Annotated in this window: 24 protein-coding genes and 1 riboswitch; of the genes, 13 read left to right on the top strand and 11 right to left on the bottom strand. The window is 71.2% G+C overall.

From position 1 onward, the window contains the following. Nucleotides 1–199 precede the first annotated feature (199 nt). From OHA91_RS15105 to OHA91_RS15125, 5 genes are all read left to right on the top strand, one after another. Nucleotides 200–802 carry a 2-oxo-4-hydroxy-4-carboxy-5-ureidoimidazoline decarboxylase gene (locus OHA91_RS15105; protein ID WP_408059172.1) on the top strand — a complete coding sequence of 201 codons (603 nt, stop codon included), beginning with the start codon at nt 200–202 and terminating at the stop codon, nt 800–802. Nucleotides 803–954: 152 nt separating this feature from the next. Continuing rightward, nucleotides 955–1,335, top strand: coding sequence for a succinate dehydrogenase, cytochrome b556 subunit (sdhC, locus tag OHA91_RS15110; protein ID WP_075970878.1), 381 nt, complete (start codon nt 955–957; stop codon nt 1,333–1,335). Nucleotides 1,336–1,340: 5 nt separating this feature from the next. Then, nucleotides 1,341–1,823, top strand: coding sequence for a succinate dehydrogenase hydrophobic membrane anchor subunit (locus OHA91_RS15115; protein WP_030663932.1), 483 nt, complete (start codon nt 1,341–1,343; stop codon nt 1,821–1,823). A 23-nt stretch (nt 1,824–1,846) separates the two neighbouring features. Then, on the top strand, nt 1,847–3,601 hold the full coding sequence (gene sdhA, locus OHA91_RS15120) for a succinate dehydrogenase flavoprotein subunit (RefSeq protein ID WP_031149662.1): 1,755 nt from the start codon (nt 1,847–1,849) through the stop codon (nt 3,599–3,601). Then, nucleotides 3,601–4,359 carry a succinate dehydrogenase iron-sulfur subunit gene (locus OHA91_RS15125; RefSeq protein WP_030663937.1) on the top strand — a complete coding sequence of 253 codons (759 nt, stop codon included), beginning with the start codon at nt 3,601–3,603 and terminating at the stop codon, nt 4,357–4,359. Before sdhA ends, OHA91_RS15125 begins: the two co-directional genes overlap by 1 nt. A 303-nt stretch (nt 4,360–4,662) precedes the next feature. On the opposite strand, the gene OHA91_RS15130 is transcribed toward OHA91_RS15125, so the two are convergent. Next, nucleotides 4,663–5,055: a hypothetical protein gene (locus OHA91_RS15130; RefSeq protein ID WP_266498308.1), complete on the bottom strand. Its 393-nt coding sequence runs from the start codon at nt 5,053–5,055 to the stop codon at nt 4,663–4,665. A 202-nt stretch (nt 5,056–5,257) separates the two neighbouring features. Between OHA91_RS15130 and OHA91_RS15135 the strand changes: the two genes are divergently transcribed. The 4 genes from OHA91_RS15135 (at nt 5,258) to OHA91_RS15150 (ending at nt 7,542) form a co-directional block, all read left to right on the top strand. Then, nucleotides 5,258–5,809 (top strand): hypothetical protein, encoded by a 552-nt coding sequence (locus OHA91_RS15135; RefSeq protein WP_031149656.1) that lies wholly within the window; start codon nt 5,258–5,260, stop codon nt 5,807–5,809. A gap of 159 nt (nt 5,810–5,968) precedes the next feature. Next, on the top strand, nt 5,969–6,373 hold the full coding sequence (locus OHA91_RS15140; protein WP_031149654.1) for a hypothetical protein: 405 nt from the start codon (nt 5,969–5,971) through the stop codon (nt 6,371–6,373). A gap of 3 nt (nt 6,374–6,376) precedes the next feature. Continuing rightward, complete coding sequence (locus OHA91_RS15145) at nt 6,377–6,802, top strand: thiol-disulfide oxidoreductase DCC family protein (protein ID WP_245240074.1); 426 nt, start codon at nt 6,377–6,379, stop codon at nt 6,800–6,802. 11 nt (nt 6,803–6,813) lie between these two features. Further along, nucleotides 6,814–7,542, top strand: a complete 729-nt coding sequence (locus OHA91_RS15150; protein ID WP_031149650.1) for a TetR family transcriptional regulator — start codon at nt 6,814–6,816, stop codon at nt 7,540–7,542. On the opposite strand, the gene OHA91_RS15155 is transcribed toward OHA91_RS15150, so the two are convergent. The 3 genes from OHA91_RS15155 to OHA91_RS15165 all read right to left on the bottom strand — a co-directional run bounded on the left by OHA91_RS15155 (nt 7,539) and on the right by OHA91_RS15165 (nt 10,804). Further along, nucleotides 7,539–9,095: an ABC transporter substrate-binding protein gene (locus OHA91_RS15155; protein ID WP_266498313.1), complete on the bottom strand. Its 1,557-nt coding sequence runs from the start codon at nt 9,093–9,095 to the stop codon at nt 7,539–7,541. The genes OHA91_RS15150 and OHA91_RS15155 overlap by 4 nt on opposite strands. A gap of 123 nt (nt 9,096–9,218) precedes the next feature. After that, nucleotides 9,219–10,538: a metallophosphoesterase gene (locus OHA91_RS15160; RefSeq protein ID WP_031149646.1), complete on the bottom strand. Its 1,320-nt coding sequence runs from the start codon at nt 10,536–10,538 to the stop codon at nt 9,219–9,221. Next, nucleotides 10,535–10,804, bottom strand: coding sequence for an SCO4848 family membrane protein (locus OHA91_RS15165; RefSeq protein WP_031149643.1), 270 nt, complete (start codon nt 10,802–10,804; stop codon nt 10,535–10,537). Before OHA91_RS15165 ends, OHA91_RS15160 begins: the two co-directional genes overlap by 4 nt. 121 nt (nt 10,805–10,925) lie before the next feature. Between OHA91_RS15165 and OHA91_RS15170 the strand changes: the two genes are divergently transcribed. Continuing rightward, on the top strand, nt 10,926–12,176 hold the full coding sequence (locus OHA91_RS15170; RefSeq protein WP_031149641.1) for a D-alanyl-D-alanine carboxypeptidase family protein: 1,251 nt from the start codon (nt 10,926–10,928) through the stop codon (nt 12,174–12,176). Between the two features lie 160 nt (nt 12,177–12,336). Here OHA91_RS15170 and OHA91_RS15175 read toward each other — a convergent pair whose 3' ends face one another. The 4 genes from OHA91_RS15175 to OHA91_RS15190 all read right to left on the bottom strand — a co-directional run bounded on the left by OHA91_RS15175 (nt 12,337) and on the right by OHA91_RS15190 (nt 16,579). Further along, complete coding sequence (locus tag OHA91_RS15175) at nt 12,337–13,266, bottom strand: YihY/virulence factor BrkB family protein (protein WP_328739418.1); 930 nt, start codon at nt 13,264–13,266, stop codon at nt 12,337–12,339. 178 nt (nt 13,267–13,444) lie between these two features. Then, nucleotides 13,445–14,050, bottom strand: coding sequence for a 2'-5' RNA ligase family protein (locus tag OHA91_RS15180; RefSeq protein ID WP_031149638.1), 606 nt, complete (start codon nt 14,048–14,050; stop codon nt 13,445–13,447). A gap of 97 nt (nt 14,051–14,147) precedes the next feature. Then, nucleotides 14,148–15,161: a tryptophan--tRNA ligase gene (gene trpS, locus OHA91_RS15185; RefSeq protein ID WP_266498320.1), complete on the bottom strand. Its 1,014-nt coding sequence runs from the start codon at nt 15,159–15,161 to the stop codon at nt 14,148–14,150. Between the two features lie 149 nt (nt 15,162–15,310). Continuing rightward, entirely contained in the window at nt 15,311–16,579 is a 1,269-nt protein-coding gene (locus tag OHA91_RS15190) for a serine hydroxymethyltransferase (protein WP_031149634.1), read from the bottom strand. A 34-nt stretch (nt 16,580–16,613) separates the two neighbouring features. Further along, nucleotides 16,614–16,704: riboswitch (ZMP/ZTP riboswitch) on the bottom strand. Between the two features lie 118 nt (nt 16,705–16,822). On the opposite strand from OHA91_RS15190, the gene rocD reads away from it, so the two are divergent. Then, complete coding sequence (gene rocD / locus OHA91_RS15195) at nt 16,823–18,028, top strand: ornithine--oxo-acid transaminase (RefSeq protein ID WP_031149632.1); 1,206 nt, start codon at nt 16,823–16,825, stop codon at nt 18,026–18,028. A 22-nt stretch (nt 18,029–18,050) separates the two neighbouring features. Here the strand turns inward: rocD and OHA91_RS15200 are convergent, their stop codons facing one another. Then, nucleotides 18,051–19,253: a glutathionylspermidine synthase family protein gene (locus OHA91_RS15200; protein WP_031149630.1), complete on the bottom strand. Its 1,203-nt coding sequence runs from the start codon at nt 19,251–19,253 to the stop codon at nt 18,051–18,053. 7 nt (nt 19,254–19,260) lie between these two features. Next, nucleotides 19,261–19,557: a hypothetical protein gene (locus OHA91_RS15205; protein ID WP_031149628.1), complete on the bottom strand. Its 297-nt coding sequence runs from the start codon at nt 19,555–19,557 to the stop codon at nt 19,261–19,263. A gap of 116 nt (nt 19,558–19,673) precedes the next feature. Here OHA91_RS15205 and OHA91_RS15210 point away from each other — a divergent pair, with 116 nt between their 5' ends. Further along, nucleotides 19,674–20,516, top strand: a complete 843-nt coding sequence (locus OHA91_RS15210) for a DMT family protein (RefSeq protein WP_037632147.1) — start codon at nt 19,674–19,676, stop codon at nt 20,514–20,516. Nucleotides 20,517–20,573: 57 nt separating this feature from the next. Here the strand turns inward: OHA91_RS15210 and pdxR are convergent, their stop codons facing one another. Then, nucleotides 20,574–21,971: a MocR-like pyridoxine biosynthesis transcription factor PdxR gene (gene pdxR / locus OHA91_RS15215; protein ID WP_266498326.1), complete on the bottom strand. Its 1,398-nt coding sequence runs from the start codon at nt 21,969–21,971 to the stop codon at nt 20,574–20,576. A 125-nt stretch (nt 21,972–22,096) separates the two neighbouring features. Here pdxR and OHA91_RS15220 point away from each other — a divergent pair, with 125 nt between their 5' ends. Then, nucleotides 22,097–22,543 (top strand): carboxymuconolactone decarboxylase family protein, encoded by a 447-nt coding sequence (locus OHA91_RS15220; protein WP_328741138.1) that lies wholly within the window; start codon nt 22,097–22,099, stop codon nt 22,541–22,543. Nucleotides 22,544–22,649: the final 106 nt, after the last annotated feature.

Here is a 22,649-nt window from a genome sequence, read left to right on the forward strand (position 1 = left end):
GACAGGGGTACGGGCTTGTCGCACGAGCCCGTGACGGATGGCGGCCGGGGCCTCTCCTGTGGGGGGTGGCGGCCTCGGTCGCCCTCCCCCTTTCGGGCATCCCACCATGCCTGCCCGTGGCGCCCACGTCATCCTTTCGGCTCACTTCCGAGTGAAATCCCCGCATGGGTACGACACACCCTGCCCTGCGTCGATAGCGTTGCGGGACACCCGCGCCACGCCCCGAGGAGCCCCGCTGTCCAGCCACCTTCCGGCACAGGCCCGCGGCTGCTCCGACCCCTCCCACGGCCCCGGACTGGCGCGGTTCAACTCCCTGTCCCCCGAGGCCGCCCGGGCCGTCCTCCTGCACTGCTGCGGAAGCCGCCGCTGGGCGCACCGGGTGGCGGCGCACCGCCCGTACCCCGACGCCGGAGCCCTGCTGGCCGCCGCGGACGAGGCCTCGTACGACCTCTCGCAGCCCGACCTGACCGAGGCGCTGGCCGCGGAGCACTCGGCGGAGCTGGACCACGGGGCGCCGTACGCCGCCCTGCTGGCGCTCGACGCGGCCCACGCGGAGTACGAACGGAAGTTCGGCCACGCCTTCGTGATCTGCCTCGACGGGTATCCGCCGGAGGAGCAGGCCGACCAGCTGCTGGGGGCGATCCGCCGCAGGATGGGGCACGAGGTGGACGAGGAGCGCTCGCTCTCCGCGGACGAGCTGCGCCGTGTCGCGCAGTCCCGGCTGCTGGACCTGACACGCTGGCTGACCCGCCCCGACGGGGCGTCTGCGGTTGAAATCGGGCTATTCGCCCCTGTGGGATAGCCCGTACGTGCCTGTTTGATCACACAGCCGGACCCCGGGCGAGGGAACCGACAACTCGTCGCTACGATGTCCGGGGCCGGTGGACCGTACCCGGCCGGGCCCGACCGACAAAGAAGCCGGCTGGCCCCCGCCCCGCTTCCGGAGGGTTTTCCGTGCCGGCTGGAACGTTGTACCGCGGCCGGGAAGGAATGTGGTCCTGGGTGGCTCATCGAGTCACCGGCGTCCTCATCTTCTTCTTCCTGTTCGTACACGTCCTCGACACCGCTCTCGTCCGCGTCTCCCCCGAGGCGTACGACGATGTCGTGGCTACCTATAAGACTCCGATCGTCGCGCTGCTGGAGTACGGCCTCGTCGCCGCCATCCTGTTCCACGCGCTCAACGGTCTCCGTGTCATCGCCGTGGACTTCTGGTCCAAGGGCCCGCGCCACCAGAAGACGATGCTCTGGTGGGTCGTGGGCATCTGGGTCGTGCTGATGGTCGGGGCTCTCTACCCCGTGCTCGGCCACGCCTACCTCGAACTGTTCGGGAAGTGACGCGCATGTCCTCTGACACTTCTTCCGCCAAGGTCATCGGCGACGTGGAGGGTGTTTCCCTCTACGACGTCGACAACCCCGCGCCGTACATCGAGGCCCCGCGCAAGCGCACGGGCAAGACGCCCCGCTCGACCCGCGGCAACTTCGAGATGGTCGCCTGGCTCTTCATGCGCCTCTCGGGCATCGTGCTCGTCGTCCTCGTCATCGGCCACCTGCTGATCCAGCTCGTGCTCGACGGCGGCGTCTCCAAGATCGGCTTCGCCTTCGTGGCCGGCCGCTGGGCGTCCCCGTTCTGGCAGGTCTGGGACCTGCTGATGCTGTGGCTGGCGATGCTGCACGGCGCGAACGGCCTGCGTACCGTCATCAACGACTACGCGGAGCGTGCCAACACGCGGCTGTGGCTGAAGGGCCTGCTCTACACCGCCACGGTGTTCACCATCCTTCTGGGCACGCTGGTGATCTTCACCTTCGACCCGAACATCCGCTAGGCAACGGGGCTGAGGCGAAACCAATGAAGATCCACAAGTACGACACCGTCATCGTCGGCGCGGGTGGCGCGGGCATGCGCGCCGCCATCGAGTCGACGAAGCGCAGCCGCACCGCGGTGCTGACGAAGCTGTACCCCACCCGCTCCCACACGGGCGCCGCGCAGGGCGGCATGGCCGCCGCGCTGGCCAACGTGGAAGAGGACAACTGGGAGTGGCACACCTTCGACACGGTCAAGGGCGGTGACTACCTGGTCGACCAGGACGCCGCCGAGATCCTGGCGAAGGAGGCCATCGACGCGGTCCTCGACCTGGAGAAGATGGGCCTGCCGTTCAACCGCACGCCGGACGGCACCATCGACCAGCGCCGCTTCGGCGGCCACTCGCGCAACCACGGCGAGGCGCCGGTCCGCCGGTCCTGCTACGCCGCGGACCGCACCGGTCACATGATCCTCCAGACGCTCTACCAGAACTGCGTCAAGGAGGGCGTGGAGTTCTTCAACGAGTTCTACGTCCTGGACCAGCTCCTGGTCGAGGAGGACGGCGTCAAGAAGTCGGCCGGCGTGGTCGCGTACGAGCTCGCCACCGGCGAGATCCACGTGTTCCAGGCCAAGGCCGTCATCTACGCCTCCGGCGGCACCGGCAAGTTCTTCAAGGTGACCTCCAACGCGCACACCCTCACGGGTGACGGCCAGGCGGCCTGCTACCGCCGCGGCCTGCCGCTGGAGGACATGGAGTTCTTCCAGTTCCACCCGACGGGCATCTGGCGCATGGGCATCCTGCTGACGGAGGGCGCCCGCGGTGAGGGCGGCATCCTCCGCAACAAGGACGGCGAGCGCTTCATGGAGAAGTACGCGCCGGTCATGAAGGACCTCGCGTCCCGTGACGTCGTCTCGCGCTCCATCTACACCGAGATCCGTGAGGGCCGCGGCTGCGGTCCGGCCGGTGACCACGTGTACCTGGACCTCACGCACCTCCCGCCGGAGCAGCTCGACGCGAAGCTCCCGGACATCACCGAGTTCGCGCGCACCTACCTGGGCATCGAGCCGTACACGGACCCGATCCCGATCCAGCCCACCGCCCACTACGCCATGGGCGGCATCCCGACCAACGTCGAGGGTGAGGTCCTGGCGGACAACACCACCGTCGTCCCGGGCCTGTACGCGGCCGGCGAGGTCGCGTGCGTGTCGGTGCACGGCGCGAACCGCCTGGGCACCAACTCGCTGCTGGACATCAACGTCTTCGGCAAGCGCTCCGGCATCGCCGCCGCCAAGTACTCGCAGGAGAACGACTTCGTCGAGCTCCCCGAGAACCCGGCGCAGCAGGTGGCCGACCTGGTCGAGCACCTGCGCAACTCCACGGGCAAGGAGCGGGTCGCCGACCTGCGCCTGGAGCTCCAGGAGACGATGGACGCGTGCGTGATGGTGTTCCGCACGGAGCAGACCATCAAGACCGCGGTCGAGAAGATCGCGGAGCTGCGCGAGCGCTACAAGAACGTGTCCGTCCAGGACAAGGGCAAGCGCTTCAACACGGACCTGCTGGAGGCCATCGAGCTGGGCAACCTGCTCGACCTGGCCGAGGTCATGGCCGTGTCCGCACTGGCGCGCAAGGAGTCCCGCGGCGGTCACTACCGCGAGGACTACCCCAACCGCGACGACGTCAACTTCATGCGCCACACCATGGCGTACCGCGAGGTCGGAGCCGACGGCTCGGACTCGGTCCGGCTCGACTACAAGCCGGTCGTCACGACCCGCTACCAGCCGATGGAGCGTAAGTACTGATGGCTACCCCCACCCTGGACAAGATGGAAGAGGCGGCTGCGGCCTCCCCGTACATCACGGTCACCTTCCGGATCCGCCGCTTCAACCCCGAGATCTCGGACGAGTCGCAGTGGCAGGACTTCCAGATCGAGATCGACCCGAAGGAGCGCGTGCTCGACGGTCTCCACAAGATCAAGTGGGACCTGGACGGCACGCTGACCTTCCGCCGCTCGTGCGCGCACGGCATCTGCGGCTCGGACGCGATGCGGATCAACGGCAAGAACAGGCTCGCCTGCAAGACGCTGATCAAGGACATCAACCCCGAGAAGCCGATCACCGTCGAGGCCATCAAGGGCCTCACGGTGATGAAGGACCTCGTGGTCGACATGGAGCCCTTCTTCCAGGCGTACCGGGACGTCATGCCGTTCCTGGTCACCAAGGGCAACGAGCCGACGCGCGAGCGCCTGCAGTCCGCCGAGGACCGCGAGCGCTTCGACGACACCACCAAGTGCATCCTGTGCGCCGCGTGCACGTCCTCGTGCCCGGTGTTCTGGAACGACGGCCAGTACTTCGGCCCGGCGGCGATCGTCAACGCGCACCGCTTCATCTTCGACTCGCGTGACGAGGCCGGCGAGCAGCGGCTGGAGATCCTGAACGACAAGGACGGCGTGTGGCGCTGCCGCACGACCTTCAACTGCACCGACGCGTGCCCGCGTGGCATCGAGGTCACGAAGGCGATCCAGGAAGTCAAGCGTGCGCTGATCACGCGCCGCTTCTGACCTTACGGGTCCCTGCCTGTACGAGGGCCCCGTCCCCGGTTCTTCCGGGGGCGGGGCCCTCGTGCGTCGACGGCCCCGGGGGCGCCCGCCCCTCCCGGGCCGCCGGGCCGGCGGGCCGGCGGGCCGGCGGGCCGGCGGGGGGGGCGTCCGGGTCCCGGCCGACGAGCGCGGTCAGTGTGAGCCGTTTGAGCCGCACCGGATCGGTGTGGCTCGGGGGCTCCCGGATCTCGCCGAGCCGCTGCTGCACCGCGGGGTGGTGGAAGGAGCAGCCGACCACCCGGCGCACCAGCCGGTCGTCCGTCGTCAGCCGCCCACCAGCGCGACGAGCTTCAGGAAGGTGACCTCGACGCCGAGCGGCAGGTCCATCTCCTCGTCCAGCTCAGTGATCTGACGGTCTCCCACCAGCACCAGGAATCCGTTGCGTTCGAACGCGCGCAGCGCCAGCTCGGTCTGCTTCTCCGGGTCGATGCGGCGCGGCGTCCGCAGCGCGTACCCGTCGAGGGTGCGCTCGGCGCCCTCCGGCTGCACCAGCCCCCGGAACACCTCGGGCCGCTTGGACTGGTACTCCGCGACCTCATGGCACACCCTGCGCCGGATCAGCTCGCGCAGTGCGAGCCGCTCCTCGGCGATCTCAAGTCCCCAGCCGTCGCCACGGCTTCCGGCGGTCGTCTCGTCGACGAAGGTCACCATTCCCATGCCCCGGACAGTAGGGGTGGCCACTGACAATGCGCCGGGACGGCCGCCGGGCCGCGGCCCGCTCCCTCCTCCCGGCGGGCACGGACGGGGAGTTGATGCGGGACACACATCGAACGGCTGCCGAGCGAGGCGCTCTGAAGGGGGACACCGAGCTGCGGGACCCGGGATACAGGGCGGGGGTGCCTGTGGAAGGATCGGCCGTATGAGCGAGCAGCAGCCGAACCCGTACGCGAGCGACCCCGCCGGTCAGGGCGGCCCGCCCGGCGCGCCCGGCCAGGGCGACTACAAGTGGGGCCCCGGTGAGGCCAGTTACGGATACCCCCAGCCCTACCCGGCAGCCCCGGCCTACCAGCCGACCATCGGCGGCGCGGGCATGTCCGTCCCCGGTGGCTACCCCGCCGCCCCGGTCGGCGGCGCCGGCTTCGCCCTCGGTGACATCACCATCGCGGGCGACCAGATCATCACCCCGTCGGGAGCCATGCCGCTCAGGGGCGCGATGTGGAACGCGACGGACTTCTCGCGCACCGAGGAGAAGATCCCGCCCCACGCGATCGTGCTGGCGATCGTCTTCTTCCTGTTCTGCCTGCTCGGCCTGCTCTTCCTCCTGATGAAGGAGAAGACCACCACGGGCTACATCCAGGTCACGGTGACCAGCGGCGGCCGCCACCACTCCACGATGATCCCGGCCGTGGACGCGAACACCTATCACTGGGTGATGTCGCAGCTCAATCACGCGCGCGCCCTGAGCATGTGAGGATCCGGCACGACGCAGGCGGGCCCCGGCCGAACGGCCGGGGCCCGCCTGCGTTCCAGGGGCGCCGAGCACACGGGGGAACACTCGCTTGAACTTGTTCAAAAAAGGTTCTAGAGTCATCGACGTCAGCATTTGAACACGTTCAAGGGGGCTGGGGCGATGGACCTCACCGTGGTCACATACGTCATCTACCTGCTCATCAGCATCGGTCTCACCGTCTGGGTGGCCCGCACGCTCAGCCGCAACGGCCGGGTCTTCATCGGCGACGTCCTCCACGGCAACGAAAAGCTCGCGGACGCCGTCAACCAGCTCCTCGTGGTCGGCTTCTACCTCGTCAACATCGGGTTCGTGACCCTCTACCTGCGCTCGAACGAGGAGATCGACACCGCCCGCGCGCTCTTCGAGGCGCTCTCGGTCAAGCTCGGCGTCGTCCTGCTGGTCCTGGGCGTCATGCACCTCGGCAACGTGTGGGTGCTGAACAAGATGCGCCGCCGCGGGATCATGGAGCGCCAGCAGACCCCGCCCGTCCCCCCGCAGGGGTGGACCGCGCCGGTCGGAGCCTGAGCCGTGGCGCCCACCGGGGCCGTGCACCGGCTGACCGTCCTCTACGACGCCGACTGCCCGCTCTGCGTGCACATCCGGCACTGGCTGCTGGCGCAGCGGTGCCTCATCCCGATCGCCCTGGTCCCCGCCGCGTCCTGGGAGGCGCGGCGGCGGTTCCCGCGGCTGGACCACGCCTCGACGCTCCGCGAGATCACCGTCGTCGGGGACTCCGGGCAGGTGTGGACCGGGACCGACGCCTTCATCGTGTGCCTGTGGGCACTGGTCGAACACCGGCCGAAGGCGAACTGGCTGGCGACGCCGGCAGGCCGCCCGTTCGCCCGGGCCGCCATGTTCACGGCCTCCGCCTGGCGGCAGGCCGTGCGCACCGAAGGGCAGCCCGGGGCCGTCGAGGGACCGGCCTGTGACGACCAGTGCTCCGTCCCCCGATAGGCTCATACACCGTGACTGATCAGAAGGCTCCCAAGAGCGAGCAGACCCGCACGCTCATCCTCGAAACCGCGCTCCGCCTCTTCCAGGAGCGCGGCTTCGACAAGACGACCATGCGGGGCATCGCGAAGGAAGCCGGTGTCTCGGTCGGCAACGCCTACTACTACTTCGAGTCGAAGGAACACCTGGTCCAGGGGTTCTACGACCGGATCAGCGCCGCCCACCAGGCGGCGGTCCGGCCCATCCTGGACAACGAGACCGATCTGCAGAAGCGGCTCGCGGGCGTACTGACCAGCTGGCTGGACATCGGCGCCCCGTACCACGAGTTCGCCTCGCAGTTCTTCAAGAACGCGGCGGACCCCGAGAGTCCGCTCAGCCCCTTCTCACCGGAGTCGGAGCCGGCGCGGCAGGCCGCGATCGACATCCACCGCGAGGTGCTGGCCGGTGCGAAGACCAAGGTGCCGGCCGAGCTGGCCGACGTACTGCCGGAGCTGATGTGGCTCTCGCAGATGGGCCTGGTGCTCTACTGGGTCTTCGACCGCTCCCCGGACAGCGAGAAGTCGCGGCGGCTCGCCGAGCGCGGCGCGCAGCTCACGACGCGGGGCATCGTGCTGGCCCGCTTCCGGGTGCTGCGCCCGCTGGTGCGCGAGGTCCACGAGCTGTTCGCGGACTTCCTGCCGGGCATGGCCCAGACGGCGGCGGGCCGGCGCAAGGCCTCGGACCCGCACCCCGAATCCGATTAGAGCCAGTTGAGCTCCCACAGACGCCACACACCGGTGCCGTCGGACAGGTTCTGGGCACCGGTGACGGCCTCGCGGGACATCACGTAGTCCTTCTTCTGCCAGATCGGCACCATCGGGGCCTGCTGGGCGACCGCTTTCTGCAGGTCCCGGAAACCGGCGGCGGCCTCGGAGCGCTCCGAGTGGGACTGGGTACGGGTGATCAGCTCGTCGACGTGCTTGTCCGAGAAGCCGTTGTTCATGGAGGAGTCGGCGCCGACGAGCGGGGCGAGGAAGTTGTCCGCGTCCGGGAAGTCCGCGATCCACCCGATCGTGTAGGCGTCGAACTCGCCGGCCGCGTAACCCTTCTGGAAGTCGTTCCACTCCTCCACCGGCTTGAGCGTCACCTGGAAGAGGCCGGTGGCCTCCAGCTGCCGCTTGATCTCCTCGGCCTCGGGCATGTTCGCCCCGCGCACGTTCACACCGAACCTGAGCTGCACGGGGCCGTTGATCCCGGCCTCCTTGAGGAGCTTCTTGGCGGTGGCCCCGTTGGGCGCGGGGTAGGCGTCGAAGAACGGGGTGCTGTGTCCGGCGATGCCCGCCGGGACAAGGGAGTACAGCGGGGTGACGGTACCCCGGTAGACGTCGCCGGCCACCTTGGCGCGGTCCAGGACGGCGGCGACGGCCTGGCGGACGGCGAGCGGGGCGGCGGCGGAGCCGGGGCGGACGTTGAAGACGACCGAGCGGATCTCACTGCCGCCGGAGGCCTGGTATCGGGTGTCCTTCATGCCCGGGTTGAGGCCGGCGAGCACCGCCGGCGGCATCTCCCGGTGGGCGACCTCGATCTGGCGGCCGTTCCAGGCCTGGTCGAGCTGCTCGGAGTCCTTGAAGTACCTGACGGTGACGGCGGCGCGGGCGGGCCTGCCCTGCCCCTTGTACGAGGGGTTCGGCTTGAGCTCGGCGCTCGTACCGGCCTTGTAGGCGCCCAGCGCGTACGGGCCCGAGCCGTCGACCTTGCCGTCCTCGCGCAGGGACTTGGCCGGGTACTTGTCCTTGTCGACGATCGAGCCGGCACCCGTCGCGATCTTGAAGGGGAAGGTGGCGTCGCCCGCGGACAGGTTGAAGGTGACCGTACGGCCCTCGGCCTTGACCGACTGCAGGGTGTTGAGCAGCGGAGCCGGCCCCTGGTCGGAGTTGATCGCCTTGATGCGGTCGAAGGAGTGCTTGACGTCCTCGGCGGTGATCGCGCGGCCGCCGCCGAACGTCACGTCGGGGCGGAGCTCGCACTGGTAGACGGTCAGCTTCTGGCCCACGAACCCGCAGGAGGAGGCGGCGTCGGGCACGGGGGTGTCCGAGCCTGGCTTCATGGTCAGCAGCGACTGGTAGACGTTGCTGAACAGGGCCCAGGAGCCCGCGTCGTACGCCCCCGCCGGGTCGAGGGAGGACACGACGTCGCTGGTCCCGACGCGGATGGCGCCGCGGCTCCCGCCGTCCTCGGGAAGCAGCTGCCAGGCGGCGACGCCGGCCGTGCCGAGGACCAGCCCGGCCGCGATGATCTTCCAGCGGACAGACCGCATCCCGTGTACCCCACCCCTTGTCCCGGAGACAGCGACCCACTGTCCGATTACCGGATATCCCATCACGGAATATCAGCCACCGGAAGATCGGTTCAGGGACGGCCAGTTGACGGTTGGGGCGGGTCAGGCCTGGTATGAGGCGAGTTCGACGACCGTGATGTCGGACGGCGCGCCCACCCGGACCGGCGGTCCCCAGGCACCCGCTCCGCGGGAGACGTAGAGCTGGGTGTCGCCGTAGCGTTCCAGGCCGGCGACGGTGGGGTTGGCGAGTTCGGCGAGGTAGTTGCCGGGCCAGAGCTGGCCGCCGTGGGTGTGGCCGGAGAGCTGGAGGTCGACGCCGTGCTTGACGGCGTCGTGGATGACCACCGGCTGGTGGGCGAGGAGCACGGCGGCCCGGGAACGGTCGCGGTCGCCGAGGGCGGCCCGGAAGTCGGGGCCGCTCCCCTCCTGCTCCCCCTGGATGTCGTTGACGCCGGCGAGGTCGAAGTGCGGCAGGGCGCGCCGGGCGTTCTCCAGCGGGGTCAGGCCGAGCTCGCGGACGTGGTTGACCCACTGCTCGGCGCCGGAGAAGTACTCGTGGTTGCCGGTGACGAAGAAGGAGCCGTGGCGGGCGGTCAGCCCGCGCAGCGGCTCCGCCGCGGAGCCGAGGTCGGGGACGCTGCCGTCGACGAGGTCGCCGACGATGGCGATGAGGTCGGGCTGGGTGCGGTTGACCGTGTCGACGATGCGCTGGGCGTGGGCGCGGCCGAGCACCGGGCCGAGGTGGACGTCGCTGACGACGGCGATCCGGAAGCCGTGCGCCGCGCGCGGCAGTTTGGCCAGGGGGACCTGGACGCGCCGCACGCTCGGCCCGCGCAGCACTCCGTGCGCGCCGCCCGCGACGGTGCCGACGGCGACGGCGGCGGCCGCCCCGCCCACCGCGCGCGCGACGAAGGTGCGCCGGCTGAGCCCGCCGACCGGAGCCGCCGCGTCCGGCTCCTGCGACGCGCCGTCCGCGGCGAGCACCGCGCCGCGCTCCGCCTCGGTGCCGTCGGCGGAGGACGACGCCGTGGTCGTGGCCGTCCCGGTTCCGGCGGCGGATTGCTCCGCCGGAGGTCCGGCTACCGCCCCGGAGGGGTCGCGGTGGGCCAGACGGCGGAGCAACAGCGCGCGGATCGGCTCCGCGACCAGCATCGTCAGGGTCAGGTACAGGAGCACCGCGAGCCACAGGTACCCCGGCCAGGACACCGTCTGCTGCAGCCAGAAGGGGGCCCCGGCGCGGCCCGCGGTCAGGGCGGCCACGGAGAGGAGGGGCAGGGCGATGGTCAAAGCGGTGCCGATGCGGCGGGGCAGTCCACCCGGGGCGGTGGTGTCCCGGACCAGGCGGATCCACAGCCAGCGGTGCACCGCGACGAGCAGGGCGCAGACCGCCAGTGCGACCAGTGCGAAGACCAGGATCGTCATGCCGCACCGCCCTCGGCGCCGGAACGTGATGCACGCCGCAGGGCCAGGACCCCGCGCAACCCGATCACACCGACCGCCGTCCCCAGGAGAAAGGACGTCACCGCGAGCGTCAGGTGGACCCAGAAGTAGGCAGTGGGGTCACCCGCCGTGTCGAAGGCCAGGCCACTGCCGTTCTTCCACAGGTTCCGGACGAAAGACACCCAGATGATCCAGGTCCACACCCCGAAGGCGAGCAGGAACCAGGAGGCGGCACGGCTGAGTTTCATGTCCCCAGTATCGGTTTCGTCGCCGGGAGGGACGCGCCGGGGTGGGCTGTCCCGGGGTTGGTTGCCGCGAAATGGCCGGTCCGCGACGCCATCCAGCTCATCGGGATGTACTTTCACCTGCGTGTCTGCCAAGACGACCGCACTGACGGTCCTTACCGCCGCGTTGCTGGTGCCCACCATGCTGGTGGCGCCCGTGCACGCCGCGCCGACCCCCCCGGCCGACGGGAAGGGCCGGCCCGCCAAGGCTCCGGCGGCGCCCGCACCGCCCGCGTCGATGTCCACGGTCGGCGGATCGCTGCTCGGCCAACCGGGGACGCAGGTGAACCTGCTGCCCGGCGCGCCCGCCCTGCCGACGAACCTCACGGGCCGGTCGTGGATCGTGGCGGACGCCGAGTCCGGCGAGGTCCTGGCGGCGTACAACGCGCACTGGCGGCTGCCCCCGGCCTCGACGATGAAGATGCTCTTCGCGGACACGCTGCTGCCGAGCCTGCCCAAGGAGCAGGTGCACAAGGTCACCGACAGGGACATGGACGGCGTGGGCCCCGGCAGCAGCCTGGTCGGCGTCAAGGAGGACCACGAGTACTCCGTCCACGACCTGTGGCTCGGGGTGTTCCTGCGGTCGGGCAACGACGCCGTGCACGTACTTTCGGCCATGAACGGCGGCGTCGAGAAGACCGTCAAGGACATGCAGGCGCACGCGGAGGAGCTCCAGGCCTTGGACACCCACGTGGTGTCGCCCGACGGGTACGACGCACCGGAGCAGGTCTCGAGCGCGTACGACCTCACGCTGATCGCCCGCTCCGGGCTGCAGAAGCAGGACTTCCGCGAGTACTGCGGCACGGCGAGCGCGAAGTTCCCCGGCCTGCAGGAGCCCGGGAAGCCGCGGGACTACTTCGAGATCCAGAACACCAACCGGCTGATGACGGGCGCGGGCGGGCTCTCCCCCTACAAGGGCATCGCCGGGGTGAAGAACGGCACCACGACCATGGCCGGCTCCACCTTCACGGGCGCGGCGCAGCAGGGCTCCCGCAAGCTGCTGGTCACCGTGATGAACCCGGGCGCGGGCGGCGCGAACTCGGTCTACGAGGAGACCGCCGCGCTCTTCGACTGGGGCTTCGCGGCGGCCGGGAAGGTCAAGCCGGTGGGTGAGCTGGTGCCGCCGAAGAGCGCGGACACCTCCCCCCACGGCTCGCCGGCCCAGTCGCACGAGAACAACGCGTCGGCGGACGGCCTGGTCCCGGGCGGCGGCATGGGCACCGCGCTCGGCGTCGCGGGCGGTGCGCTCGTGGTGCTGGCGGGCGGTGCCTACGTGGTCAACCGCCGCTGGCCCCGCGGCCGCCGCAGCCGCGGCCGCGACGAGGAGCTCGTCTAGGACGTGTCCCGTCGGTCGTGGACCCCCGCGCGGGCGGGGGTCCGCGACCGGCCGGTCAGAAGGTGCGGTCCGTGCGCCAGGTCGCCTGGCTGGACGGGTTGGTCAGGTCGAAGGTGGTGTCGGAGAGACGTCCGTCCGGGCCGCGGCCCCCGAACGGGTCCTAGGAGCCCTCACCTGGGGTTTCGCGCGCATCGCCGCTCGCCGGGGGATCCGCGGCGCCGTCACCTTCACCGTCACCTTCGTCGTCGCGGGTGGCCGTCCAGGCGGAGACGTACAGGAGCAGCTTCGCCATGAAGTTGATCCACAGCAGCAGGGCGATCGGCACGCCGAAGGCCCCGTACATGCTCTTCGCCGCGACCCCCCGCATGTAGCCGCTGAGCAGCAGCTTCAGCAGCTCGAAGCCGGCCGCGCCGATCAGTGCCGCCTGGACCAGGCGGCCCCTCGGCGGTTCGACCCCGGGGAGCAGGGTCAGCAGGTAGAGCAGCACCAGGAAGGCCGCCACCACGCCGACCAGGAAGGCGAAGGTGCGCAGTAGCGCGCCGCCGGGGCCCTCGCGGGGGATGCCCAGCCAGTCGGCGGACTTGCCGACCGCGCTGGACCCGAGGATCGAGGCCGCGGCGGAGAGCAGGCCCACCGCGCCGAGGCCGAGCAGGACGAGCCCGTCCTTGCCCTTGCGGACGATCGGGTTCCCGTCGTCCTCGTCGTCCTTGTCCCACACCGCGCGCAGGCAGTCCCGCATCGAGCCCACCCAGCCGATGCCGGTGAAGAGGAGCAGGGCGCCGGCGACGAGGCCGATCGTGGCCGCGTTCGCGACGAGCCCGTTGATGTCGAGCTGGTCGGAGATGCCGGGGACCTGTTCGGCGAGGTTCTTCTCCAACCGGTCCAGTTGCTCGGGGCTGAGCAGCGCCGCACCGACCGCCGCCGCCACGGTGATCAGCGGGAAGAGCGCGAGGAAGCTGATGAAGGTGATCGCGGCGGCGAGCCGGGTCCAGTGCACGCGGTCGAGGCGTTCGTACGAGCGCCACGCGTGCGTCCGCATCAGACGGCCCGCCAGCGGCCCGATCACCGGGAGTTTCGTCAGCCAGTCCATGGGGTCACCGTAAATGAGACGCCGGAAATAGCCGGGATTGTCGCTTTCAGGTACTACGGTCGTCGATTGTGACTTTTCGCCCAGCGCCCTCGACGGGGCGTCCGTTCCACACCCTGGTCCTGCGAAGGCTGAGGTTCCGCGCCCGGCGCACCGCCCGGCTGACCCTGCGCCCCCTCCGTCAGGAAGGACGTACGGTCGCCCCCGCCGCCTCGGCGGTCTGGTCGACGGGAGAGCCCGGCTGCGCCGGAACGCCTATGGGCCCGCTCCCGAAAGGGTATTCACGCAGCTTGCGCCAGACCCCGTCGGAGCCCTGCTCGTAGAGGGCGAACCCCTCGCAGACCCACTCGGCGGCGTACTCGGCCAGCGTCGCGAACGCCACGTCCATCGCCTCTTCGGAGATCCCGTGGGCGACGGTGACGTGGGGGTGGTACGGGAAGGCCAGCTCGCGGCTGAGCGGCCCGGCGGGGTCGCGGACCTCGCCCTGGAGCCGGGTGCAGCCCTCGACGCCCTCGACGATCTGCACGAAGACGACCGGCGAGACGGGCCGGAAGGTTCCCGTCCCGCTCAGCCGCATCGGGAAGGCGGGGAAGGCGGCGGCGACCTCGGTGAGGTGGGCCCGGATCGCCGGGAGCCGGTCCGCCTCCACCTCGGTCGGCGGTACGAGGGTGACGTGCGTGGGGATGCCGTGCGCGGCAGCGTCCCCGAAGCCCGCGCGCAGCTCCTGGAGCTGGCTGCCGTACGGCTCCGGGACCGCGATCGAAACGCCGAGCGTTACGGTCCCCACGTATCTCTCCTCTGCTGGACCCTGTGGACTCCTGCCGCCCCAGTGTGGGGCCAGGACCCCTCTTCGTGCCAGAGCCGTCTGTCCGTAGTTGCGTTCGTCAGTGCTTGGCGGGCAGCAGACCCAGGCGGTCGTACGCCTGCGCGAGCGTCTCCGCGGCGACCGCGCGGGCCTTCTCCGCGCCCTTGGCCAGGATGGAGTCCAGCGTCTCCGGGTCGTCCAGGTACTCCTGGGTGCGCTGCTTGAACGGTGTGACGAAATCGACCATCACGGCGGCCAGGTCCGTCTTCAGCGCGCCGTAGCCCTTGCCGACGTACCGCTCCTCCAGGGCGGGGATCGACTCGCCCGTGAGGGTGGAGTAGATCGTGAGCAGGTTGCTGACGCCGGGCTTCTTCTCGGTGTCGAACCGGATCTCGGCCTCGATGTCGGTGACCGCGCTCTTGATCTTCTTCTCGGTGGTCTTGGCCTCGTCGAGGAGGTTGATCAGGCCCTTGGGCGACGACGCCGACTTCGACATCTTGATCGCCGGGTCCTGGAGGTCGTAGATCTTCGCGACCTCCTTGACGATGTGCGCCTGCGGGAGGGTGAAGGTCCGGCCGAAGCGCTGGTTGAAGCGCTCGGCCAGGTCGCGGGTCAGCTCGATGTGCTGGCGCTGGTCCTCGCCGACGGGGACGGCGTTCGCCTGGTAGAGCAGGATGTCGGCGACCTGGAGGATCGGGTACGTGAACAGGCCGACGCTGGCGCTGTTGACGCCGCCCTTGGCGGACTTGTCCTTGAACTGGGTCATCCGGCTGGCCTCGCCGAAGCCGGTGATGCAGTTCATCACCCAGCCGAGCTGCGCGTGCTCGGGGACGTGGCTCTGGATGAAGAGCGTGCAGCGCTCGGGGTCCAGGCCGGCGGCCAGCAGCTGCGCGGCGGAGAGGCGGGTGTTCGCGCGCAGGTCCTTCGGATCCTGGGGCATGGTGATCGCGTGCAGGTCGACGACCATGTAGAACGCGTCGTGCGTCTCCTGGAGGGCGACGTACTGGCGGATGGCTCCGAGGTAGTTCCCGAGGTGGAACGAACCGGAGGTGGGCTGGATGCCGGAGAGCGCGCGAGGACGATCAGAAGCCATGGCCCCATTCTCTCAGGTGCGCGGCGGGCTCGTGCCCGCTGTCGGCCGGTTTCGTCCGCCGCGCGACGCCGGCGGGGCTGCGTTCCAGCCCCGCCGGCGTGTGAGGCGCGGGGGTCCGGGGGCGGAGCCCCGGCAGCGGTGCCGCGGGGCTACGACAGCGGCAGGCCCGGGGCCGGGAAGGCGGCCATCAGGTCCCGCACCTCCGCACGGATCGCGCCGAGGGCCCGCTCGTCTCCCTTCGCGGCGGCGTCCACCGCGCGCGAGATCCAGTCCGCCACCACCGGCATGTGCTCCGCGGACAGCCCACGCGACGTCAGCGACGGCGTACCGATCCGCACCCCAGAGGGATCGAACGGCTTGCGCGGGTCGAACGGGACCGTGTTGTAGTTCACGACGATCCCCGCCCGGTCCAGGGCCTTGGCCGCGACCTTGCCCGGCACGTCCTTGCCCGTCAGGTCGATCAGGATCAGGTGGTTGTCCGTACCGCCCGAGACCAGGTCGAAGCCCCGCTCCAGCAGCGCCGCGGCGAGCGCCTTGGCATTGGCGACGACCGCGTGCGCGTACCGGACGAAGGACGGCTGCGCCGCCTCGTGCAGCGCCACCGCGATGCCGGCTGTCGTCTGGTTGTGCGGACCGCCCTGCAGGCCGGGGAAGACGGCCTTGTCGATCGCCTTCGCGTGCTCCTCGCGGCACATCAGCATCGCGCCGCGCGGACCGCGCAGGGTCTTGTGCGTCGTGGTGGAGATGACGTCCACGTGCCCCGCCGGGGACGGGTGCGCGCCGCCCGCGATCAGGCCGGCGATGTGGGCGACGTCCGCGACCAGGACCGAGCCCGCCTCGCGCGCGATCTCCGAGAAGGCGGCGAAGTCGATGGTCCTCGGCAGGGCGGTGCCGCCGCAGAAGATCAGCTTGGGCCGCTCGGCGAGGGCCAGCTCGCGCACCGCGTCGTAGTCGATCAGGCCGGTGTCGGCACGGACGCCGTACTGCACGCCGCGGAACCACGAGCCCGTCGCCGAGACGCCCCAACCGTGCGTCAGGTGGCCTCCCATCGGCAGGGCCATGCCCATGACCGTGTCGCCGGGCTGCGCGAAGGCCAGGTAGACGGCCAGGTTGGCCGGCGAGCCGGAGTACGGCTGCACGTTGGCGTGGTCCACGCCGAACAGGCCCTTGGCCCGCTCGACCGCCAGGGCCTCGACCCGGTCGATGTTCTGCTGGCCCTCGTAGTAGCGGCGGCCGGGGTAGCCCTCGCTGTACTTGTTCTGCAGCACGGTGCCTGAGGCTTCGAGAACGGCCGCGGACACGTAGTTCTCGCTGGGGATCAGGCGCAGGGTCTCCGCCTGGAGGACTTCCTCCGCGGCGACGTAGGACGCCAGGTCGGGGTCGGTCGCGGACAGGGCGGGATGGCGGCTCGCGGACACGGCGGGCTCCTCCGGGGTCGATGTGATCGGTACCCCGCGAGGCCCAGGCGAGCGGCCCTGTATGCGGTCGAGCGCGCACGACTCCCCCGGAGTTGGTTCTCCGTACGCCAGTCGCCGTGCGTACCGAACACCTTAGCGGGCGCGCCGCGGAACAGGTTTCTGCGTCCGGGATACGAGCGACGATAAGAAGGTGACGCCACCCTCGTCACCGCTTCACCGGCCAGACGGACGATCGGAGACCCCGTGTCGACAACAGCTGATGCCATCCGCTCCGCCGACGCGCACAGCGCGCACAACTACCACCCGCTGCCCGTCGTCGTCGCGTCCGCGGAAGGCGCGTGGATGACCGACGTGGAGGGCCGCAGATACCTCGACATGCTCGCCGGGTACTCCGCGCTCAACTTCGGGCACGGCAACCGCCGTCTGATCGACGCCGCGCGGGACCAGCTGGAGCGGGTCACGCTCACCTCGCGCGCCTTCCACCACGACCGGTTCGCCGACTTCTGCACCGAACTCGCCGCGCTGTGCGGCAAGGAGATGGTGCTCCCCATGAACACCGGTGCGGAGGCCGTGGAGACGGCGGTGAAGACCGCCCGCAAGTGGGGCTACGAGGTCAAGGGCGTCCCGGACGGGCACGCCAAGATCGTGGTGGCCGCCGACAACTTCCACGGCCGGACCACGACGATCGTCTCCTTCTCGACGGACCACGACGCCCGCGACCACTTCGGCCCGTACACGCCGGGCTTCGAGATCGTCCCGTACGGGGACCTCACCGCGCTGTCGCACGCCGTCACCGAGAACACCGTGGCCGTGCTGCTGGAGCCGATCCAGGGCGAGGCGGGGGTGCTGGTGCCGCCCGCCGGTTACCTGACCGGCGTACGGGAGCTGACCCGCGAGCGGAACGTCCTCTTCATGGCCGACGAGATCCAGTCGGGGCTCGGCCGGACCGGCCGGACCTTCGCCTGTGAGCACGAGGGGGTCGTCCCGGACGTCTACATCCTCGGCAAGGCGCTCGGCGGCGGTGTGGTTCCGGTGTCGGCGGTGGTCGCCGACCGGGACGTGCTGGGCGTCTTCGGGCCCGGCCAGCACGGGTCCACCTTCGGCGGGAACCCGCTCGCGTGCGCCGTCGCCCTGGAGGTGATCGCGATGCTGCGGACCGGCGAGTTCCAGCAGCGGGCCACGGAACTGGGCGACCACCTCCACCACGAGCTGAACCTGCTCGTCGGCGGGGGCGCCGTGACCGCGGTCCGCGGCCGCGGGCTGTGGGCGGGCGTCGACATCGACCCCTCCCGCGGGACGGGCCGGGAGATCTCCGAGAAGCTGATGGAGCTCGGGGTGCTGGTGAAGGACACCCACGGCTCGACGATCCGGATCGCCCCGCCGCTGGTGATCACCAAGGAGGACCTGGACTGGGGCCTGGACCAACTCCGGTCGGTGCTCGGCGCGTAGGACGCGCCGAGCACCGACCGAGCTAGAGGATGACGTGGGGCAGGAAGCGGGCGTACTCGTCCGTGACCGGCCCCGCCGATTCGCGGATGCCGAGCCCCGCCGCCTCGTCCTCGACGACCCACGCGCCGAGCACCACCCGGTTGCCGTCGAAGTCGGGCAGCGGGGCCAGTCCCTGGAAGCAGTACCGCTCCCCCGGCTCCGGTACGAACGGCTCGCCGTCCGGGCCCGGCCCGTGCAGGGTGACGCCCGCGCCCTCGCGGCCGAGGAGGGGCTTGGCCACGTAGCCGGCCGATCCGGGCCCGGCCAGCTCGCGCGGACCGTCGAGGTAGGCGGGCAGCAGGTTCGGGTGCTCCGGGAAGAGCTCCCACAGGATGGCGAGCAGCGCCTTGTTGGAGAGCAGCATCTTCCACAGCGGCTCGATCCAGCAGGTGGTGCCGGAGCCGCCGCCGTGGTCGTAGGTGCCGAGGACCTGCGGGCCGAACTCGTCCGTGGCCAGCCACTCCCACGGGTAGAGCTTGAAGCAGCTGCGGATGAAGCGCAGCTTCTCGTCGACGAACCGGCCGGACAGGCTGTCCCAGCCGATCTGCTCCACCGACAGGGCGTGCGTCTCCAGGCCGGCCTGGTCGGCGGTCTCCTGGAGGTAGGCGACCGTCATCAGGTCCTCGCCGAGCTCGTCGGTCTCGGAGTGCGCGAAGTGCAGCGGGCCGGGCGCCAGCAGCTCCGCCTGGCGGCGCCAGGCGTCGACGAGGCGCTCGTGGAGGGAGTTCCACTGGTCGGCGCCGGGGAACCGCTCCTCCATCCAGAACCACTGCGGGCTGGCCGCCTCCACCAGGGAGGTGGGGGTGTCGGCGTTGTACTCCAGCATCTTGGCCGGGCTGCCGGTGCCGTCGTAGCGCAGGTCGAACCGGCCGTAGAGGGAGGGCTGCTCGGCACGGCGGCGCCATGACTCGGCGATCAGCGCGGCGAGCTTGGGGTCCGTGATGCCGAGGTCGGCGAAGCGGTCGTGCTCGACGATGTGCGCGGCAGCGGCCAGGCACATGGCGTGCAGTTCCTCGACGACGTTCTCCAGCGCCTCGACCTCGGGGAGGGTGAAGGAGTAGTAGGCGCTCTCGTCCCAGTAGGGGCGCAGCGAGTCGTCGGGGTAGCGGGTGAGGGGGTAGATCAGCCCCTGCTCCTCGACGGTCTTCTGCCAGCCGGGCCGGGGCTCGATGGTGTGCCGCTGCATCGTGTGATCAGCCGCCGCTGGAGCTGGAGTGGCCGCCGATGCCGCCGCGGGTGACCGCGGACTTGTCAAAGCTGCCGCCGGTGACCTTGCCGTTGTTGACGTGGCCGCCGTAGTAGTAGGCGCCGGTTCCGCCGGTCTTGCACTCCTTGCTGTTCAGGTGGTCCAGCGTGGAGCGGGACGCGCAGCGGCGGTCCGGCTCGTCGCTGCTGCCGCAGGCCACGAGGGTGGCCGCGAGCAGGCCCATGCCTCCGAGGGCGACGGCGCCGGAGCGCATACGGCGCTGGTTGGTGCTGCTGATGTCCATGTCTGCTGCTCCCCCTGGGGCCTGGCGTGCTCCCGACAGAGTAGAGCGGGCTCACCGGCCGATGGAATCCGGCCGCCGTGAGATCCGTGACCTAGAGTCAGTTCGTGCTGATTGGGATGATTTGCGCGCTGGGTGCGGCGGTGTGCTTCGGTACGGCGTCCGTTCTGCAGGCCGTCGCGACGCGGTCGGTGGAACCGGGCAGCGGGTCCGGGGTGGACGCGGCGCTGCTCCTGCGGGCCGCGCGGCAGTGGCGCTACGTGCTGGGCCTCGGCCTGGACGGCGCCGGATTCGTCCTGCAGATCGTCGCGCTGCGGCACGTGCCCATCTACGTGGTCGGGGCCGCGCTGGCCGCCAGTCTGGCCGTGACGGCGGTGGTCGCGTCGCGGCTGATGGCGGTGCGGTTGTCCCGGGCGGAGTGGGGCGCGGTGGGCGTGGTGTGCCTGGGGCTGCTGATGCTGGGGCTCGCCTCGGGGGAGGAGGGCAGCGGGACGGGTTCCCTCGCGCTGAAGCTGGGGCTGCTGGGGGTGGCGGTACTGGTGCTGCTGGTCGGCGCGGTCGCGGGCGGCCTGCCGGACGGACCGCGGGCGCTGGTCCTCGGTCTGGGGTCGGGCACGGGCTTCGGCGTGGTGGAGGTCTCGGTGCGGCTCATCGACTCGGTGTGGGACTTCGGCAACCCCGCCCTGTACGCGCTCCTTCTGGGCGGGGCGGCGGGGTTCCTGCTCCTCACCTCGGCGCTGGCGCGGGGCTCGGTGACGGTCGCGACGGCGGGCCTGGTGCTCGGCGAGACGATCGGCCCGGCGGTGGTGGGCGTGGTCTGGCTCGGCGACCGCACCCGGGAGGGCCTGGCGTGGCTGGCGGTGACGGGCTTCGCGGTGGCGGTCGCCGGCTCCCTGGCCCTGTCCCGCTTCGGCGAACCGAAGTCGCCGCCGGGGCCGAACTCCAGCCCCGCCGGCGTTTGAGGCGCGGGTCCGGGGCGGAGCCCCGGGTCTTCCGGCCGCGCCGGGCACACCGCAGGATCACGGCAGCGAGGCGGCCAGCGCCGCGAGGGTCGGGGACCAGGCGCTGTCCGACGGCGTCCCGTAGCCGACGACCAGCGCGTCCCGCGGCGCGAGCTCGGCCCGCGGGTGGCGGAAGGCGGACAGGCCGTGCAGGGCCAGGTCGTGCCAGGCCGCCGACTGCAGCACCGACCGCTCCGTGCCCGCCGGCAGGTCCAGCACCGCGTGCAGGCCCGCCGCGATCCCCGAGACCCCCGCCACCCGACCGGCCACCGCTGCCACCAGCTCGTCCCGCCGCTGCCGGTAGCGCAGCCGCATCCCGCGCACGTGCCGGTCGTACGCCCCGGATTCGATGAACTCCGCCAGCGTCAGCTGGTCCAGCGTGCTGGAGGTCCAGTCCGTGTACCCCTTCGCGGCGGCCACCTCCTCCGGCAGGCCCGGCGGGAGCACCATCCAGCCCATCCGCAGCCCCGGGGCGAGGGACTTGCTGGCGGTTCCGAGGTACACCACCCGGTCCGGGTCCAGTCCCTGCAGGGCTCCCACGGGCTGCCTGTCGTAACGGAACTCGCCGTCGTAGTCGTCCTCCAGGATCAGCCCGCCGGTGGACCGGGCCCAGTCGACCGCGGCCGCCCGGCGTGCCGGGGTCAGGGCCGCGCCCGTCGGGAACTGGTGGGCCGGGGTCAGCAGCACCGCGCCCGCCGCCGCGGTCAGCTCCCCCGTACGGGCCCCGTCGCCGTCCACCCCGAGCGGCCTGGTCCGCAGCCCGGCCCGCGCCAGCTCGTCCCGGTGGAAGTCCAGGCCGTACCCCTCCACGGCCACCTCCCGCACCCGTCGCGCCCGCAGCACCGCCGCGAGCAGTTTCAGCCCGTGCAGGAACCCCGCGCACAGCACGATCCGGTCCGGGTCGGCGTACACCCCGCGCGCCCGCGCCAGGTACCCCGCCAGCGCCTGCCGCAGCTCGACGCGGCCGCGCCCGTCGGTGGCGTAGCCGAAGGCCTCGTTCGGTGCGGCGGTCAGCGCCCGCCGGGCAGCCGACAGCCAGGCCGCGCGGGGGAAGCCGCCCAGGTCGGGGGTGCCGGGGATCAGGCTGTACGCGGGCCCACCGCGCGCGGGACGCCGTACGGGGGCGGCGGCCGCGGGGCGGCGCGGGCGCGCCCGCTCGGCGACCCGGGTGCCGGAGCCCTGCCGGGCCGTGAGCCAGCCCTCGGCGACGAGCTCGGCGTACGCCTCGGCGACCGTGTTCCTGGCGATGCCCAGGTCGGCCGCGAGGGTGCGGGACGACGGGAGCCGGGTGCCGGCCGCCAGCCGCCCGCTGCGCGCGGCCTCGCGCAGGGCCTCGGTGAGCCCGGCCCGCAGGCCGCGCCCGGCGGAGAGGTCCAGATGCAGGTCGGCACCGAAAGTGGCCCAGGAATCCGTCATGAATATGGACCATACCGGCGGGCCGCCTGCCTCCTACGGTGGAACGCGTGACCACCACCGCTGAAAACCAGCAGACCCCCTCGCACTCCCACTCCCACGCCCCCGAGCACACCCCGCGCCTGAACATGGCGAAGCTCGCCCCCGAGGCCTACAAGGCCGTCCTGGCCCTGGAGATCGCCTCCAAGAAGGGCCTGGATCCGTCCCTCGTCGAGCTCGTCAAGATCCGCGCCTCGCAGGTCAACCACTGCGCGTTCTGCCTCGACATGCACACCAAGGACGCGATCGCCGCCGGTGAGAGCGTCGAGCGCATCGTGCAGCTGGGCGCCTGGGAGGAGTCGCGGCACTTCTACACCGAGAAGGAGCTCGCGGCGATCGAGCTCACCGAGGCCGTCACCGTCCTGACCGACGGTTTCGTGCCCGACGAGGTGTTCGAGAAGGCCGCCGCGCACTTCGAGGAGCGCGAGCTGGCCCAGCTGATCACCGTCATCGCGACGATCAACGTGTGGAACCGCTTCGGTGTGACCACCCGCATGGTGCCGGGCCACTACAAGCCGGGCATGTACAAGGCCTGACCGGAGCCGGAGCCCCATGCCCCGGCCAGGCCCGGCCGGAGGGCCCGCGCCCGGCGCCTGCGGCACGGGCGGAAGCACGCCGAAGCGCCCCGGCCTGATGGGCCGG

Origin of the sequence: Streptomyces erythrochromogenes (genome assembly GCF_036170895.1) — a bacterium.
GTDB lineage: Bacteria > Actinomycetota > Actinomycetes > Streptomycetales > Streptomycetaceae > Streptomyces > Streptomyces erythrochromogenes.

Coding starts and splice junctions, on each gene's coding strand:
- OHA91_RS15115 (WP_030663932.1), top strand. CDS start 1,341: ATGTCCTCTGACACTTCTTCCGCCAAGGTCATCGGCGACGTGGAGGGT.
- sdhA (WP_031149662.1), top strand. CDS start 1,847: ATGAAGATCCACAAGTACGACACCGTCATCGTCGGCGCGGGTGGCGCG.
- OHA91_RS15125 (WP_030663937.1), top strand. CDS start 3,601: ATGGCTACCCCCACCCTGGACAAGATGGAAGAGGCGGCTGCGGCCTCC.
- OHA91_RS15130 (WP_266498308.1), bottom strand. CDS start 5,055: ATGGGAATGGTGACCTTCGTCGACGAGACGACCGCCGGAAGCCGTGGC.
- OHA91_RS15135 (WP_031149656.1), top strand. CDS start 5,258: ATGAGCGAGCAGCAGCCGAACCCGTACGCGAGCGACCCCGCCGGTCAG.
- OHA91_RS15140 (WP_031149654.1), top strand. CDS start 5,969: ATGGACCTCACCGTGGTCACATACGTCATCTACCTGCTCATCAGCATC.
- OHA91_RS15155 (WP_266498313.1), bottom strand. CDS start 9,095: ATGCGGTCTGTCCGCTGGAAGATCATCGCGGCCGGGCTGGTCCTCGGC.
- OHA91_RS15160 (WP_031149646.1), bottom strand. CDS start 10,538: ATGACGATCCTGGTCTTCGCACTGGTCGCACTGGCGGTCTGCGCCCTG.
- OHA91_RS15165 (WP_031149643.1), bottom strand. CDS start 10,804: ATGAAACTCAGCCGTGCCGCCTCCTGGTTCCTGCTCGCCTTCGGGGTG.
- OHA91_RS15175 (WP_328739418.1), bottom strand. CDS start 13,266: ATGGACTGGCTGACGAAACTCCCGGTGATCGGGCCGCTGGCGGGCCGT.
- trpS (WP_266498320.1), bottom strand. CDS start 15,161: ATGGCTTCTGATCGTCCTCGCGCGCTCTCCGGCATCCAGCCCACCTCC.
- OHA91_RS15200 (WP_031149630.1), bottom strand. CDS start 19,253: ATGCAGCGGCACACCATCGAGCCCCGGCCCGGCTGGCAGAAGACCGTC.
- OHA91_RS15205 (WP_031149628.1), bottom strand. CDS start 19,557: ATGGACATCAGCAGCACCAACCAGCGCCGTATGCGCTCCGGCGCCGTC.
- OHA91_RS15210 (WP_037632147.1), top strand. CDS start 19,674: ATGATTTGCGCGCTGGGTGCGGCGGTGTGCTTCGGTACGGCGTCCGTT.
- pdxR (WP_266498326.1), bottom strand. CDS start 21,971: ATGACGGATTCCTGGGCCACTTTCGGTGCCGACCTGCATCTGGACCTC.
- OHA91_RS15220 (WP_328741138.1), top strand. CDS start 22,097: ATGGCGAAGCTCGCCCCCGAGGCCTACAAGGCCGTCCTGGCCCTGGAG.